At 69.4% G+C, this 15,124-nt stretch carries 14 protein-coding genes and 1 pseudogene; 7 read left to right on the plus strand and 8 right to left on the minus strand.

What is annotated here, in order from left to right:
- From G3I53_RS07290 to pknB, 6 genes are all read left to right on the plus strand, one after another.
- Positions 1–322, plus strand: a 322-nt coding sequence (locus tag G3I53_RS07290; RefSeq protein ID WP_164438145.1) for an FHA domain-containing protein, incomplete at its 5' end; no start/stop codon positions are given.
- Between the two features lie 10 nt (positions 323–332).
- Positions 333–845, plus strand: a complete 513-nt coding sequence (locus G3I53_RS07295) for an FHA domain-containing protein (RefSeq protein ID WP_164438146.1) — start codon at positions 333–335, stop codon at positions 843–845.
- A 141-nt stretch (positions 846–986) separates the two neighbouring features.
- Entirely contained in the window at positions 987–2,525 is a 1,539-nt protein-coding gene (locus G3I53_RS07300) for a Stp1/IreP family PP2C-type Ser/Thr phosphatase (protein WP_164338736.1), read from the plus strand.
- A gap of 27 nt (positions 2,526–2,552) precedes the next feature.
- The gene (locus G3I53_RS07305; RefSeq protein WP_164338735.1) at positions 2,553–3,989 is read left to right on the plus strand and encodes an FtsW/RodA/SpoVE family cell cycle protein; all 1,437 of its coding nucleotides are present in this window, start codon (positions 2,553–2,555) and stop codon (positions 3,987–3,989) included.
- Positions 3,986–5,464: a penicillin-binding protein 2 gene (locus G3I53_RS07310; RefSeq protein WP_164338734.1), complete on the plus strand. Its 1,479-nt coding sequence runs from the start codon at positions 3,986–3,988 to the stop codon at positions 5,462–5,464. The genes G3I53_RS07305 and G3I53_RS07310 overlap by 4 nt, the downstream gene beginning before the upstream one ends.
- Before the next feature lie 169 nt (positions 5,465–5,633).
- Positions 5,634–7,643, plus strand: a complete 2,010-nt coding sequence (pknB, locus tag G3I53_RS07315) for a Stk1 family PASTA domain-containing Ser/Thr kinase (protein WP_164338733.1) — start codon at positions 5,634–5,636, stop codon at positions 7,641–7,643.
- A 251-nt stretch (positions 7,644–7,894) separates the two neighbouring features.
- On the opposite strand, the gene G3I53_RS07320 is transcribed toward pknB, so the two are convergent.
- From G3I53_RS07320 to G3I53_RS07345, 6 genes and pseudogenes are all read right to left on the minus strand, one after another.
- Positions 7,895–8,656 carry a class E sortase gene (locus G3I53_RS07320; protein ID WP_164338732.1) on the minus strand — a complete coding sequence of 254 codons (762 nt, stop codon included), beginning with the start codon at positions 8,654–8,656 and terminating at the stop codon, positions 7,895–7,897.
- 13 nt (positions 8,657–8,669) lie between these two features.
- On the minus strand, positions 8,670–9,803 hold the full coding sequence (locus G3I53_RS33665; RefSeq protein WP_343240565.1) for a class E sortase: 1,134 nt from the start codon (positions 9,801–9,803) through the stop codon (positions 8,670–8,672).
- Positions 9,804–10,219: 416 nt separating this feature from the next.
- Positions 10,220–10,861 (minus strand): aminodeoxychorismate/anthranilate synthase component II, encoded by a 642-nt coding sequence (locus tag G3I53_RS07335; RefSeq protein ID WP_164338403.1) that lies wholly within the window; start codon positions 10,859–10,861, stop codon positions 10,220–10,222.
- Entirely contained in the window at positions 10,858–11,019 is a 162-nt protein-coding gene (locus tag G3I53_RS33210; protein ID WP_192231037.1) for a hypothetical protein, read from the minus strand. Before G3I53_RS33210 ends, G3I53_RS07335 begins: the two co-directional genes overlap by 4 nt.
- 53 nt (positions 11,020–11,072) lie before the next feature.
- A pseudogene (locus G3I53_RS07340) lies at positions 11,073–11,784 on the minus strand (class E sortase).
- A 36-nt stretch (positions 11,785–11,820) separates the two neighbouring features.
- A complete protein-coding gene (locus tag G3I53_RS07345) occupies positions 11,821–12,600 on the minus strand; it encodes a DUF881 domain-containing protein (RefSeq protein ID WP_164338402.1) in 780 nt (259 codons plus the stop codon).
- A gap of 141 nt (positions 12,601–12,741) precedes the next feature.
- Between G3I53_RS07345 and crgA the strand changes: the two genes are divergently transcribed.
- Positions 12,742–12,996, plus strand: coding sequence for a cell division protein CrgA (crgA, locus tag G3I53_RS07350; protein ID WP_164338401.1), 255 nt, complete (start codon positions 12,742–12,744; stop codon positions 12,994–12,996).
- Between the two features lie 364 nt (positions 12,997–13,360).
- On the opposite strand, the gene G3I53_RS07355 is transcribed toward crgA, so the two are convergent.
- Positions 13,361–14,254: a rhomboid family intramembrane serine protease gene (locus G3I53_RS07355; protein WP_164338400.1), complete on the minus strand. Its 894-nt coding sequence runs from the start codon at positions 14,252–14,254 to the stop codon at positions 13,361–13,363.
- A 110-nt stretch (positions 14,255–14,364) separates the two neighbouring features.
- Positions 14,365–14,892 (minus strand): peptidylprolyl isomerase, encoded by a 528-nt coding sequence (locus G3I53_RS07360; RefSeq protein WP_164338399.1) that lies wholly within the window; start codon positions 14,890–14,892, stop codon positions 14,365–14,367.
- Between the last annotated feature and the right edge of the window lie 232 nt (positions 14,893–15,124).

The raw sequence follows: 15,124 nt of genomic DNA on the forward strand, positions 1-15,124 counted from the left end.
GGGCGGCCAGCGGCCCCCCGCCGCACCCGTGTCCGCCGGCCGCACCCGCTACTGGATCGAGATCAACGGCACCCGCCACCAGATCTCCCGGGCGACGCTCGTCCTGGGCCGCAGCACCGAGGCCGACGTGCGGATCGACGACCCCGGCGTCTCCCGCCGGCACTGCGAGATCCGGACCGGAACGCCCTCGACGATCCAGGATCTCGGGTCCACGAACGGCATCGTGGTGGACGGACAGCACACCACCCGCGCTACGCTCCGCGACGGCTCGCGGATCGTCGTGGGCAGCACCACCGTTATCTATAGGCAAGCCGAAGGGTGAAGCGGGGGCAATGTCAGAGCTGACCCTCACGGTCATGCGGCTGGGGTTCCTGGCCGTACTGTGGCTGTTCGTGATCGTGGCCGTGCAGGTCATCCGGAGCGACCTGTTCGGTACGCGGGTCACCCAGCGCGGGGCACGGCGGGAGGCCGGCCGCGCGCAGCAGGCCGGCCGGCAGACGCCGCCGCCGCAGCGCCAGCAGTCGGGCGGCGGCCGTCGCGGCGGCCGCAACGCCCCCACCAAGCTGGTGGTGACCGAGGGGACCCTCACCGGCACCACGGTCGCGCTGCAGGGCCAGACCATCACCCTGGGCCGCGCGCACGACAGCACCATCGTGCTGGACGACGACTACGCCTCCAGCCGTCATGCCAGGATCTACCCGGACCGCGACGGCCAGTGGATCGTCGAGGACCTCGGCTCCACGAACGGCACCTACCTGGACCGGAACCGGCTGACGACCCCCACGCCGATTTCGCTGGGCGCGCCGATCCGCATCGGCAAGACCGTCATCGAGCTGCGGAAGTAGTGCTACACCAATGAATGAGCGCGAGCGGAGCGAGCACGCATCGCCGGCCCCCACCCAGGGCCGCGGCGCGCTCCCGACCGGAGGGTGGGCAGTGTGGCTCGACACGACCGGCTGTACCCGGAGCCGACTGGCGAGGTGCGCATGAGCCTTTCCCTGCGCTTCGCCGCCGGATCGCACAAGGGGATGATCCGGGAGGGCAACGAGGACTCCGGTTACGCCGGTCCGCGCCTGCTCGCCATCGCCGACGGCATGGGCGGCGCCGCGGCCGGTGAGGTGGCCTCCTCCGAGGCGATCTCCACCATCGTCGCGCTCGACGACGACGTCCCCGGCTCCGACCTGCTCACCTCGCTCGGCACGGCCGTGCAGCGGGCCAACGACCAGCTGCGCATGATGGTCGAGGAGGACCCGCAGCTCGAGGGCATGGGCACCACCCTGACCGCCCTGCTGTGGACCGGTCAGCGCCTCGGCATGGTGCACGTCGGCGACTCCCGGGCCTACCTGCTGCGGGACGGCGTCCTGACGCAGATCACCCAGGACCACACCTGGGTGCAGCGGCTGGTCGACGAGGGCCGGATCACCGAGGAGGAGGCGACCACCCACCCGCAGCGGTCCCTGCTGATGCGGGCCCTCGGCAGCGGCGAGCACGTCGAACCCGACCTGTCGATCCGCGAGGTGCGGGCCGGCGACCGGTACCTGATCTGCTCCGACGGCCTGTCCGGCGTGGTCTCCCACCAGACCCTCGAGGACGCCCTGGCCAGTTACCAGGGCCCCGAGGAGACCGTCCAGAACCTGATCGAACTGGCGCTGCGCGGCGGCGGACCCGACAACATCACGGTGATCGTCGCCGACGTCCTCGACCTCGACACCGGGGACACCCTGGCCGGGCAGCTGTCCGACACCCCCGTCGTGGTCGGCGCCGTCGCCGAGAACCAGAGCCAGCTCCACGACAACGGCATCATGCAGACCCCGGCCGGACGCGCCTCCGGGCTCGGCCGCCGGCGCTCCCAGGGCGGCGGCGAGTTCGGCCCGCCCGGCAGCGGCGACGTGACCGGTTTCATCCCCACCGACGGCTTCGGCTACGGCGACGACGACTTCACCAAGCCGCGCAAGGGCCGCAAGTGGCTCAAGCGGTCCTTCTTCGGCCTGCTGGCCCTCGCCGTCGTCGGCGGCGGCCTGTACGGCGGCTGGCGCTGGACGCAGACGCAGTACTACGTCGGCACCAACGAGGACCACGTCGCGCTGTACCGGGGCATCAGCCAGGACCTGGCGTGGGTGTCGCTGTCGAAGGTCCAGCAGGACCACCCCGAGATCGAACTCAAGTACCTGCCGCCCTACCAGCAGAAGCTGGTCGAGGGCACCATCCCCGAGAGCGACCTGGCGGACGCCCGGGCGAAGATCGAGGAACTGTCGGTGCAGGCCTCCGCCTGCAAGAAGGCGGCCGAGCGGCGTGCCGCCGAGAGCGAGAACAACGCGAAGACCGGTGAGGGCGAGGCCGGGGGCACCACGGGAACCACTCCCGCCTCCTTCACGTCCAAGGTCACGCCGACGCCCGACCCCTCGGGGTCGACGAAGGCGCCGGAGAAGTCCACGCCCCCGTCCACGACCGCACCTGATCCCAGCCCCGGCCCCAGCCTCTCGGAGGAGGAGCAGAAGGTCGTCTCGCTGTGCGGTAAGCAGTAGGCAAGCCGTGAGAGGCCCTGTCACACGATGAGCAGTACTACCAACCCGTCGGCGCAGCACACGTCCACGATCGGCGCGATCGGCGCCCCGAGCCGGCGCAACACCGAGCTGGCGCTGCTGGTGTTCGCCGTGGTCATCCCGGTCTTCGCCTACGCCAACGTGGGCCTCGCCATCGACGGCACCGTGCCCTCCGGGCTGCTCGCCTACGGGCTGGGCCTCGGGCTGCTGGCGGGCGTCGGCCACCTCGTGGTGCGCAAGTTCGCGCCCTACGCGGACCCGCTGCTGCTGCCCCTGGCGACCCTGCTGAACGGTCTGGGGCTGGTCGCCATCTGGCGGCTGGACCAGTCGGAGCGGCTGCAGCAGCTGGCCAAGCGGGCCTACGGCGCGTTCAGCCCGTCCGCCCCGAACCAGCTGCTGTACTCGGCCATCGGCGTCGCCCTGTTCGTCGCCGTGCTCGTCTTCCTCAAGGACCACCGCATCCTGCAGCGGTACACCTACATCTCCATGGTGGCCGCCCTGGTCCTGCTGCTGCTGCCGCTGGTGCCGGGCCTCGGCGCCGACGTCTTCGGCGCCAAGATCTGGATCCGGGTCGCCGGATTCTCCATCCAGCCCGGCGAGTTCGCGAAGATCGTCATCGCGATCTTCTTCTCCGGCTACCTCATGGTGAAGCGGGACGCCCTCGCCCTGGCCAGCCGCCGGTTCATGGGCCTGTACCTGCCGCGCGGCCGGGACCTCGGTCCGATCATCACCATCTGGGCGGTCAGCCTCCTCGTCCTCGTCTTCGAGAACGACCTCGGCACCTCGCTGCTGTTCTTCGGGCTGTTCATCGTGATGCTGTACGTCGCCACCGAGCGGACCAGCTGGATCGTCATCGGTCTGCTGATGTCCGCCGCGGGCGCCGTGGGCGTGGCCTCGTTCGCCGGGCACGTCCAGCAGCGCGTGGACGCCTGGCTGGACCCGTTCGGCTGCTACGCGACCTCCGGCGCCTGCGAGCAGATCGGCCAGTCGATCATGTCCTTCGGTTCGGGCGGTGTCATGGGCACCGGCCTCGGCCAGGGCAACTCCGACCTGATCGGCTTCGCCGCCAACTCCGACTTCATCTTCGCCACCTTCGGCGAGGAGCTGGGTTTGGCCGGCGTGATGGCGATGCTGCTGCTCTACGGGCTGATCATCGAGCGCGGTGTGCGGACCTCGCTGGCCGCGCGCGACCCGTTCGGCAAGCTGTTCGCGATCGGCCTGTCCGGTGCCTTCGCCCTCCAGGTCTTCGTGGTCGCCGGCGGTGTCATGGGTCTCATCCCGCTGACCGGTATGACCATGCCGTTCCTCGCCTACGGCGGTTCCTCCGTCATCGCCAACTGGGCGCTGATCGGCATCCTGCTGCGCATCAGTGACACCGCCCGACGCCCGGCGCCCGCGCCCGCCACCAACCCAGACGCCGAGATGACCCAGGTGGTCCGACCGTGAACAAGCCCCTGCGCCGGATCGCGATCTTCTGTGGGCTCCTCATGCTCGCCCTCATGATCCGTGACAACTGGCTCCAGTACGTGCAGGCCGACGCCCTGCAGAAGAACGAGAAGAACCGGCGCATCGCCATCGAGCGGTACGCGCAGCCGCGCGGCGACATCATCGTCGACGGCAAGCCGATCACCGGATCGAAGCGGACCTCGGGCAGCGACTTCGAGTACAAGCGCACCTACAAGAACGGCCCGATGTGGGCGCCGGTCACCGGCTACGCCTCACAGGCCTTCGGCGCGACCCAGCTGGAGAGCATCGAGGACGGCATCCTCACCGGCAACGCCGACCAGCTGTTCTTCCGCAACACCCTGGACATGCTGACCGGCAAGAAGAAGCAGGGCGGCAACGTCGTCACCACGCTGAACTCCGCCGCGCAGAAGGCCGCCTACGAAGGGCTGAAGCGGCAGGGCGGCAAGGGCGCCGTCGCCGCCATCGAGCCGTCCACCGGCAAGATCCTGGCCCTCGCCTCCTACCCGTCCTACGACCCGTCGTCGTTCGCCGGGAACTCCACCACGACGGACACCGAGGCCTGGCAGAAGCTGCAGAAGAAGAACAACCCGAACGACCCGATGCTCAACCGGGCCCTGCGCGAGGTCTACCCGCCCGGATCGACCTTCAAGGTCGTCACCGCGGCCGCGGCCCTGGAGCACGGTCTCTACAAGGACGCCGACGAGAAGACGGACACGCCCCTGCCGTGGGTGATGACGGGGACCCGCACCGAGCTGAAGAACGACGGCAACCTGCCCTGCAAGGACGCCACCCTGCGCGAGGCGCTGCGGGTGTCCTGCAACACCGTCTTCGGCAAGATCGGCGCCGACCTCGGCAACGACAAGATGCTCGAGACGGCCGAGAAGTTCGGCTTCAACGAGGAGCAGTTCACCCCGGTCCGCGCCAACGCCTCCGTCTTCTCCGACGACATGGAGCCCTCGCAGGTCGCGCTGTCCTCCATCGGCCAGTTCAACACCGCCACCACCCCGCTGCAGATGGCCATGGTCACCGCGGCCATCGCCAACAACGGCTCGATGATGCAGCCCTACATGGTCGACGCGCTGCAGGCACCGAACCTGGACACCGTCGAGAAGACCAAGCCGGAGGAGCTGAGCCGGCCGATGGAGGCCAAGAACGCCCAGATCCTCCAGTCGATGATGGAGACGGTCGTCGAGAACGGCACCGGCGGCAACGCCCGCATCCCGGGCGTCACCGTCGGCGGCAAGACCGGCACCGCCCAGCACGGTGTCGCCAACAGCAAGAACCCCTACGCCTGGTTCATCTCCTACGCCAAGACCGGTGACGGCGGCTCCCCGGTCGCGGTGGCCGTCGTCATCGAGGACGACGACGCCGTGCGCGGCGACATCTCCGGTGGCGGGCTCGCCGCCCCGATCGCCAAGGACGTGATGGAGGCGGTCATCAAGGGCAAGCAGTGACACCGGTCACGTCCGCTTCACATCGGTGCACGTTGCGGTACCGGTCCTGTATCGGCTGACGCACTTGGCCAGGTCACACAAAACGAGCCGGGTACGGTAGGCCCGGAACGCAGCCTCCGGCCGCACGTACGTGCCGGCCGGGACCGACGGAGAGGGCTGGTAGGTAGCTATGGAAGAGCCGCGTCGCCTCGGCGGCCGGTACGAACTGGGCCAGGTGCTCGGCCGCGGTGGCATGGCGGAGGTCTACCTCGCGCATGACACCCGCCTCGGCCGCACCGTGGCGGTGAAGACGCTGCGCGCGGACCTCGCGCGCGACCCGTCCTTCCAGGCCCGGTTCCGCCGGGAGGCCCAGTCGGCCGCCTCGCTCAACCATCCCGCGATCGTCGCGGTCTACGACACGGGCGAGGACTACATCGACGGGGTCTCCATCCCGTACATCGTCATGGAGTACGTCGACGGCTCCACGCTGCGTGAGCTTCTCCACAGTGGTCGCAAGCTGCTGCCGGAGCGGACACTGGAGATGACCATCGGCATCCTCCAGGCCCTGGAGTACTCGCACCGCGCGGGCATCGTGCACCGCGACATCAAGCCGGCCAACGTCATGCTGACCCGCAACGGCCAGGTCAAGGTCATGGACTTCGGCATCGCCCGCGCCATGGGCGACTCCGGCATGACGATGACCCAGACGTCGGCCGTGATCGGCACCGCCCAGTACCTCTCCCCCGAACAGGCCAAAGGCGAACAGGTCGACGCCCGCTCCGACCTCTACTCCACCGGCTGCCTGCTCTACGAGCTGCTGACCGTCCGCCCGCCGTTCGTGGGCGACTCCCCGGTCGCCGTCGCCTACCAGCACGTCCGCGAGGAACCGCAGGCGCCCAGCGTCTTCGACCCCGAGATCACGCCCGAGATGGACGCCATCGTCCTGAAGGCGCTGGTCAAGGACCCCGACTACCGGTACCAGTCGGCGGACGAGATGCGCGCCGACATCGAGGCCTGCCTGGACGGCCAGCCGGTCGCGGCCGCCGCGGCCCTCGGCTCCGCGGGCTACGGCGGCTACCCGGACGACCAGCCGACCACGGCCCTGCGCCAGGACGCCGGCGGTGCCGCGGCCACCTCGATGCTGCCGCCCATGAACCCGGACGACGGCGGCTACGGCTACGACGACCGCCAGGGCCGCCGCCGCCAGCCGAAGAAGAACAACACCTCCACGATCCTGCTGGTCGCGGCCGGTGTCCTGGTCCTGATCGGCGCCATCCTGATCGGCCGCTGGGCGTTCGGCGGCGACGGCGGGGTGGGCAACGAGGACGTGGCGGTGCCGAACTTCATAGGTGAGACCAAGGCGAACGCCGAACGTCTCGCCGAGAACGGCGACCTGCAACTCGCCTTCACGTCGAAGCCCTGTGAGAACGAGACCAAGGGCAAGATCTGCGAGCAGGACCCGAAGCAGGGCACCAAGGTCAAGAAGGACTCCACCGTCAACCTGGTGGTCTCGACCGGCGCCCCGAAGGTGGCGGTGCCGAGCGTGATCGGTCTGAGCCTGGAGGACGCCACCACCAAGCTGGAGGGTGACGACTACCAGTTCAAGATCGAGACCAAGTCGCGGGTCTCGACGGAGGAACCGAACAGCGTCCTCGACCAGGACCCGACCTCCGGCAAGGAGGTGGAGAAGGGCTCGACGATCACTCTGATCATCGCCAAGGAGCAGGAGAAGGCGACCGTCCCGGACGTCACCGGCAAGACCTGCGAAGAGGCGAAGACCCAGATGACGGGCAACGACCTGGTGGGCAACTGCACCGAGCAGGAGACCGACGACCCGAACCAGGTCGGCAAGGTCATCTCGACCACGCCGGGCCCCAACTCGTCGGCCGACAAGGGATCCCAGGTCACGATCGTCATCGGCAAGGCGAAGCAGCAGGAGAACAAGTTCGCCATGCCGCGCGTCACCCAGATGACGGTCGGCCAGGCCAAGCAGGTCCTCGCCCAGGCGGGTCTCCAACTGGAGCGGGTCCAGGGCGCGAACGACGACAACGCCGTGGTCGTCGGCAGCAACCCGCAGGAGGGCCAGGAGGTCAAGCAGGGCGACAAGGTCGTGCTGATCGCCATAGGGGGCCAGCAGGGCGGGCCGAACGGCGGTGACAACGGAGGCATCTTCGGTGGCCTCACGGGCGGCCGCGACTGACGCACCGCCCGCCGCCGCACGAACGGTACGGCAAAGCCCCGGCCCTCCACGTGAGGGGCCGGGGCTTCGTCGTACGCGGGCGGTCGATACGTCGGGGCGGTCGGGACCGTCGGGGCGTTCGGGACCGTCGGGGTGGTCGGGACCGTCGGGGGCGTCAGGGCTGTCGGAACCGTCGGGCGGTCAGGGCTGTCGGTGCGGTCGGCGCGGGTGAGAGTGCGCGGTGGTGGGCGGCCGGGGCGCGGGGGCGCCGGTCAGCGCAGTTCCTCGGGCGGCGTCCGCTGCTCGTCGACCTTCTCCGTGCGGACCAGTTCGCCCCAGACGACGTAGCGGTACTTGCTCGTGTACACGGGGGTGCAGGTCGTCAGCGTGATGTAGTGGCCGGCCTTCTTCGCCCCGGACTCCTTGGGGACCGGGGCGAGGACCTGGACGTTGTACTTCGACGTCTCGGGGAGGACCGCGTAGGTCTTGTAGACGTACCAGGTGTCCTTCGTCTCGAAGACGATCGCGTCGCCCTTGCCGATCCGGTGGATGCCGTGGAACTTCGCCCCGTGGCCGTCCCGGTGCGCGGCGAGCGAGAAGTTGCCCTTCTTGCCGGACGTCGGCAGCGTCGCCTTGACGGGGTCGGTGTAGTAGCCGGCGACGCCGTCGTTGAGGACCTTCATCGACGTGCCCTTCTCGACGAGGATCTCGTCGTCGCTCATCGCGGGCACGTGCAGGAAGCCGATGCCGTCCTTGCTGTCGAAGGAGACGGGACCGCCGCCGTCCCCGTCGGTCTCCCGGGCCCAGGAGTCGCGCACCTTGTCGGCCTGCTTGCCCGCCGCCCGGTCGGCGACGACGTTCGTCCACCACAGCGAGTAGACGACGAACAGGCCGAGGACCAGGCCCGTCGTGATGAGCAGTTCGCCGAAGACGCTGACCGCGGTCGCGACGGGACCCATGCGGCGGCGTGCCGGACGCCGCCGTGACGGGGGCACGGCGGTCTGCTGTTCGGTGTCGTCGGTGGTCGTTGCCACGTTCCCCTTGCCCCTAGTTGACGAGCGCATCCGGCTTGCCCTTGCTGCGCGGCCGTTCCTCCGCCATCTTGCCCCAGACGATCATGCGGTACTTGCTGGTGAACTCGGGGGTGCAGGTCGTCAGCGTGATGTAGCGGCCCGGTCCGGTGAAGCCCGAGCCCTTGGGGACCGGCTCCAGGACACTGATGTTGCTGGGCGAGGTCACCGGCAGGATCGACGTCATCTTGTACACGAAGTACGTGTCCTGCGTCTCCACGACGATGGGGTCGCCCGGCTCCAGCCGGTTGATGTAGCGGAACGGCTCCCCGTGCGTGTTGCGGTGGCCGGCGAGCCCGAAGTTGCCGGTCTTGTCCTCGGGCATGGCCGTCTTCAGCGCGCCCTCGGCGTAGTGGCCGACCATGCCCCGGTCGAGCACCTTCTTGCTGTTGATGCCCTCGGCGATCGGCACGACCACGTCCAGCTTCGGCATGTGCAGCAGCGCGAAGCCCTGGCCCGGCTCGAAGGCGCCCGGATTCCGCTTGCCGTTCGCCCAGTCGTTCTGGAGGTCGCTGACCTCCTTGCCGGCCTGCGCCTGCGCCCGCACGTTCGTCCACCACAGCTGGTACGTGACGAACAGCAGCATGAGCACGCCGAAGGTGATGAACACCTCGCCGATGGCGCGGCTCGCGACCACGGCCGCACCCGGCTTGCTCTGGCGGGCACGGCGGCGCGCCTCGACCCGTGACAGGGGCGTCTGCGGCTCGTCGGAGCCCCGGGACGCCTCGCCCGGCTCGTCATGCCCCGGGGCGGTGCCGCGGCGGCCCTGGCCCCGTCTGGCGGCCTTCCTGCGGGCGGCACGACCGCCTTCCGCGCCGTCGGCCGCCGTCGCCGTCCCGGTCGGCTCACGGGTCGCGGGCTGCGGCGGGTCCGGGATGCGCAGCGCGACCGTCTCGTCGTCCACGGGCGGGAGGTACGCCGTCTCCGCGGCGGGCCCCCCGGACGCGGCACCGCCGTAGTCGGCTCCGGCGTGCGCGGGTCCGGCATGGGCGGGTCCGGCATGGGCGGGTCCGGCGTACGCGGCACCGCCCGGGGCGCCGTTGTACGCGGTCCCGTCGTAGGCCGTGCCGTCGTAGGCGGTGCCGCCCTGGGCCGTTGCGTCGTAGGGCACCCCGGCGGGGCCCGGGCCCGTGCCGTCGTAGCCCGTCCCGCCGTAGGCCGCGACGTAGGCCGCCCCGCTGTAGGAGCTGTCGGGCACACCGGCGCCGTAAGTGGTACCGCCCGCGGGCTCCCCCGGGCGCGCTGCGCCGTTCTGGGCGGCTCCGTTGTGGGCGGCCCCGTTGTGGGCGGCTCCGTTGTGGGCTGCCGCGCCGTAGGGGTCTCCGCCGAACGAGCCCTCGCTGTAGGAGGTCCCGCCGTAGGGGTCCTGCGGGGTGTCGTCGTACCAGCCGTCCCCGAGCGTGCCGGGCGCCCCGTACGGCTGCTGCCCGTACGGGGTCCCCTGCCCGCCGCCGGAGCCGTAGGAGGAGCCGTCGGTGAACGACTCCCCGTACTCGGCACCGGACTCGCGCTCGGGGCGCAGCGCGGTCACGCCGTGGACCTGCCCACGACGGGCGCGAGCCCCGCCGACCTCGCCACCGCGTCCCGGTCGCCGCACTCCGTCAGCCAGTTGGCGAGCATCCGGTGCCCGTGCTCGGTGAGAACCGATTCGGGGTGGAACTGCACGCCCTCGACGGGCAGTTCACGGTGGCGCAGTCCCATGACGATGCCGTCGGACGTGCGGGCCGTCACCTCCAGCTCCGCCGGGACCGTCGTCGGCTCGGCGGCCAGCGAGTGGTAGCGGGTCGCGGTGAACGGGGACGGCAGACCGGCGAAGACGCCCTTCCCCTCGTGGAGGACGGGCGAGGTCTTGCCGTGCAGCAGCTCGGGGGCGCGGTTCACGACGCCGCCGTAGGCCACCTGCATCGACTGCATGCCGAGGCAGACGCCGAACACGGGCACGCCGGTCGCCGCGCAGTGCCGCACCATCTCCACGCAGACGCCGGCCCGCTCGGGGGTCCCGGGGCCGGGGGAGAGCAGCACGCCGTCGAAGCCTCCCCCACGCGCGTGCGCGGTCGACACCTCGTCGTTGCGCAGGACCTCGCACTCGGCGCCCAGTTGGTAGAGGTACTGGACCAGGTTGAAGACGAAGCTGTCGTAGTTGTCGACGACGAGAATGCGCGCGCTCACTGGTTGTCCACCGTCACATCGTTGAAGGGCAGCAGCGGCTCGGCCCAGGGGAAGACGTACTGGAAGAGGACGTAGACCACGGCGACGATCAGCAGGAGCGAGATGAGTGCCCGCACCCACCCGTTGCCCGGCAGATGCCGCCAGATCCAGCTGTACATGCCGTCCCTTCCGTCGTACCACGGCACCGGACCCACGCCGTACCGCCACCAGACTAACGGCGCAACGCCTCCGGTTTCCCGGCCTCCACAGGCTGGGTGGAGTCCAAGTGCGCCCAGACGATCAGGCGGTGGCTGTGACCCCATTCCGGTTCGCACGTCGTCAGCGTCAGGTAGCGGCCCGGCCGCTTGTACCCGGACATACGTGGCACGGGGTCGATTACCTCGATGTCCGAGGGCACGGTTTTGTAGGGGCCCTTGTCGATCCGGTACGTGAACCATGTCGTCCCGTCCGTGAGGACCACCGCGTCACCCCGCCCGAGCTGGGGAAAGTCCTTGAACGGGTCACCGTGGGTACGGCGATGGCCGGCCACCGAGAAGTTTCCGCGCTCACCGAGGCGGGCGGTGCCGGCGTAGTGGCCGAGGCCCTTCTTCAGCGTGCCGGTGTCCGTGCCCTCGAGAACGGGCTTGTTCCACGTGAAACCAAGACGCGGGATGTACATGATGGCGAAGGACCGGCCCTTCGCGTACGGCTTCTGCCGCGGCGGGCTGCTGCCGGCCGTACCGGACCAGGCGGCGTTCCCGGCGCCGTCGGTGCCCGCGATACGGGCCCGCTCCTGCGCCCACTGCTCGCAGCCGGTCGATCTCGTCGTCCATGACGCCGTCGGCCCGCACGCCGGTCCAGAAGAGCACGTAGGCGACGAAGAGCACGATCACGGCGCCCACGGTGACGCACAGTTCGCTGAGAGTCCTGACGATCACACGCACCGGCGGCTCCCTGTGCGGGCCTTCACTCCACGGTGGTCACTCCACGGGCTTCGCGTAGTGCAGGTCCACTGTGCCCGAGTAGCCGGGAAGAGTCACCGGGCCGTTGTCCTCGACCTTCCAGCCGAGCCCGTAGACGTTGACGTACACCATGTAGTTCTGGATCGCCGGGGACGCCGTGAGCGCCTTGCGCAGCTTCCCGGGGTCGCCGACCGCCGTGATCGTGTACGGCGGTGAGTAGACCCGGCCCTGGAGGATCAGGGTGTTGCCCACGCAGCGCACGGCGCTGGTGGATATCAGCCGCTGGTCCATGACCTGGATGCCCTCGGCCCCGCCCTGCCACATCGCGTTCACCACGGCCTGGAGGTCCTGCTGGTGGATGACCAGGTAGTCGGGCTGCGGCTCCGGGTAACCGGGCAGCTTGGCGGTGGCGTCCGGCGGGGCGTCGTTGAGCGTGACGGTGATCGCCTCGCCCTTGAGCTTCTTCGTCCCCGCGCGCTTCTCCAGGGAGGCGAGGCGGTCGTCGTCCGCCTTGGTGCTGCCGTCGTCGCGCTGGGCGAGCGCTTCCACGTCCTTGCGCAGCGCCCCGTTGGACTCCTCCAGCTCGCCGTTCTTGCGGCTGCGCTCGTGCACGAGGTCGGACAGCCTCAGCAGGGAGGCGTCCGTCCTGATGTTGGTGCCCTTGGCCGTGTTGAAGCTGGTGAAGAAGATGAGGCCGGCGAGGGCGAAGACGCCCGCGGTGAGCACCCGCACGGGCCGGAAACGGCGTCGGCGGACAGGACTGGATTCCGAACCCGGGGAGTAGGCAGAATTGCTCAACGTACCCTTATCTCCTTCGGCGCCGCGGAAGCACTACGCTAACGGACGCCCGGGGGAGCGCTCAGAGTCCCCTTGTACGCTGCTTTGAGCCCGACCCAGTTCTCTGCGCGGCCACGCAGCGCATCGACAGGAGAGACCCTCGTGCCGAAGTCACGTATCCGCAAGAAGGCCGACTACACGCCGCCGCCCGCGAAGCAGGCGACCGCGCTGAAGATGAACAGCCGCGCCTGGGTCGCGCCCGTGATGCTGGCCCTGTTCGCCATCGGCCTGGCCTGGATTGTCGTCTTCTACGTCACTGACAGCAGGCTCCCGATCGAAGCCCTGGGCAACTGGAACATCGTGGTGGGCTTCGGGTTCATCGCCGCCGGATTCGGCGTCTCCACACAGTGGAAGTAGCCCGCACCGGGCTGTGAGCGGGGCCCTGCCCGAGCCGTTCCGCACCTCTGGGCAGGGCTATCCACTGAGTTATCCACAGGCCTTTCCACAGCGTGGGGAAAAGAACGACGATCTGTGGATAACCCATCGGACGTTGACGCCGGTGTGACAGAACCACCGGCAATCGAAAGTGTGTTCACACACGCCCTGACCTGCGAAAACACGTCCCAGCGACAGCAGGCACAGATGTTCCCGCACACTGTGCACAAGATCCGCCACACACTGTGGACAACGTCCTCCGACCGGCTCGGATCCCGACCAAGTGGGCCTCCGAGCCTCCGACCGGCCCAGACGCTCACCAGGCGGGTCTCAGGCCAGTCGGTCCTCAGATCAGCTGGGACGTTCTCACCAGGGTCATGATCACCACGACGGCGAGCACCACGGCGCAGGTCCCGTACTGGATCAGCGTCCGCTTCTGACGCGGGGCGTGGATCATGGCGTACCCCATCACGACACCGGCCACGAGCCCGCCGAGGTGTGCCTGCCAGGCGATGTTGAACCCCGGGCTGAAGGTGATGATCAGGTTGATCACCAGCAGCGCGATGATCGGCCGCATGTCGTAGTTCAGCCGCCGCATCAGCACGGCGGTGGCGCCGAACAGCCCGAAGACCGCCCCGGAGGCACCGAGCGAGGGCTGGTTCGGTGCGGCGATCAGGTAGCTCAGCGCACTGCCCGCGAGTCCGGACACCACATAGAGGGTCAGGTAGCGGGCCCTGCCCAGGGCCGCCTCCAGCGGACCGCCGATCCACCACAGGCTCAGCATGTTGAAGATGATGTGGATGTAACTGCCGTGCAGGAACATCGACGTCAGCAGCCGGTAGTACTGCCCTTCCGCCACACCCTCGAGCGATCCGAGGTGCGGGACGAAGGCCCGCCCGATGAGGTCGAAGCGGTCCGTGAAGGTGTCCCCGACGGACATCTGCACCAGGAAGGCCGCGAGGCAGATCCCGATGAGGATCTTGGTGACCAGCCGCGGGTCCTCGGTGACGGTGCCCCCGGCGATCGTGCGCGGCACGGAGGCGGACGGGGCGTGCCCGGTGCCCGACCCGCCCCGCACACACTCGGGGCACTGGAATCCGACGGACGCGTTGACCATGCACTCGGGACAGATCGGCCGGTCGCAGCGGGTGCAGCGTATGCCGGTCTCGCGGTCCGGGTGGCGATAGCAGGAGGGGACGCTGTGGGCGTCCCGCGGGCTGCCGGCAGCCTGGTCGTCCATGGAATCCCCTCGGTCGTCGAAAAACCCCGCCCCGCCCATCCTTACGGACGAGCGGGGCGATTGGTTCCCCCCGGACGCTGTCGCGCCCCGGGAGCTCCGGGCCGGGTGTCTCAGCCCTCGCGGATCTCGACCGACTCGATGACCACGTCGGCCAGCGGGCGGTCGGTGCGCGGGTTGGTCTGCGCGGAGGCGATGCCGTCCACGACCTTCTGGCTGGCCGCGTCGGTGACCTCACCGAAGATGGTGTGCTTGCGGGTCAGCCACGCCGTCGGGGCGACGGTGATGAAGAACTGCGAGCCGTTGGTGCCCGGGCCCGCGTTGGCCATGGCCAGCAGGTAGGGCTTGTCGAAGCGCAGGTCCGGGTGGAACTCGTCCTCGAACTGGTAGCCGGGGCCGCCGGTGCCGTTGCCCAGCGGGTCACCGCCCTGGATCATGAAACCGCTGATCACCCGGTGGAAAACCGTGCCGTCGTAGAGCTTGTCCGTGGACTTGGCACCGGTCTGCGGGTGGGTCCACTCCCGCTCGCCCTTGGCGAGCTCGACGAAGTTCTTGACCGTCTTCGGCGCCTGGTTCGGGAACAGCCGAACCTCGATGTTGCCGTGGTTGGTCTTCAGGGTGGCGTAGAGCTGCTCAGCCACGATGTGCCTTCCGTTGTCTTTCGGTGACTCCCTGATCCTCGCACGGACGGGGCCCTCAGTCGCCCGGCACTCGTTGACAGGACGCGACCGGGCGGAGCGGGTTGCGGAAAAGACCCGGGAGAGGTCCCGCGACGGGGGCGCACGGCGGCGATCCGTGGCATTGTCGACCACAAGTGACCACAAGCCCCTGATGTCCCCTTCATCCGCTACCGCATTCGATCGGCTTCATCGG

The sequence above is a fragment of the Streptomyces sp. SID14436 genome, assembly GCF_010548465.1.
Taxonomy (GTDB): domain Bacteria; phylum Actinomycetota; class Actinomycetes; order Streptomycetales; family Streptomycetaceae; genus Streptomyces.

Coding starts and splice junctions, on each gene's coding strand:
- G3I53_RS07295 (WP_164438146.1), top strand. CDS start 333: ATGTCAGAGCTGACCCTCACGGTCATGCGGCTGGGGTTCCTGGCCGTA.
- G3I53_RS07300 (WP_164338736.1), top strand. CDS start 987: ATGAGCCTTTCCCTGCGCTTCGCCGCCGGATCGCACAAGGGGATGATC.
- G3I53_RS07305 (WP_164338735.1), top strand. CDS start 2,553: ATGAGCAGTACTACCAACCCGTCGGCGCAGCACACGTCCACGATCGGC.
- pknB (WP_164338733.1), top strand. CDS start 5,634: ATGGAAGAGCCGCGTCGCCTCGGCGGCCGGTACGAACTGGGCCAGGTG.
- G3I53_RS33210 (WP_192231037.1), bottom strand. CDS start 11,019: ATGTACAGCTGGATCTGGCGGCATCTGCCGGGCAACGGGTGGGTGCGG.
- G3I53_RS07355 (WP_164338400.1), bottom strand. CDS start 14,254: ATGGACGACCAGGCTGCCGGCAGCCCGCGGGACGCCCACAGCGTCCCC.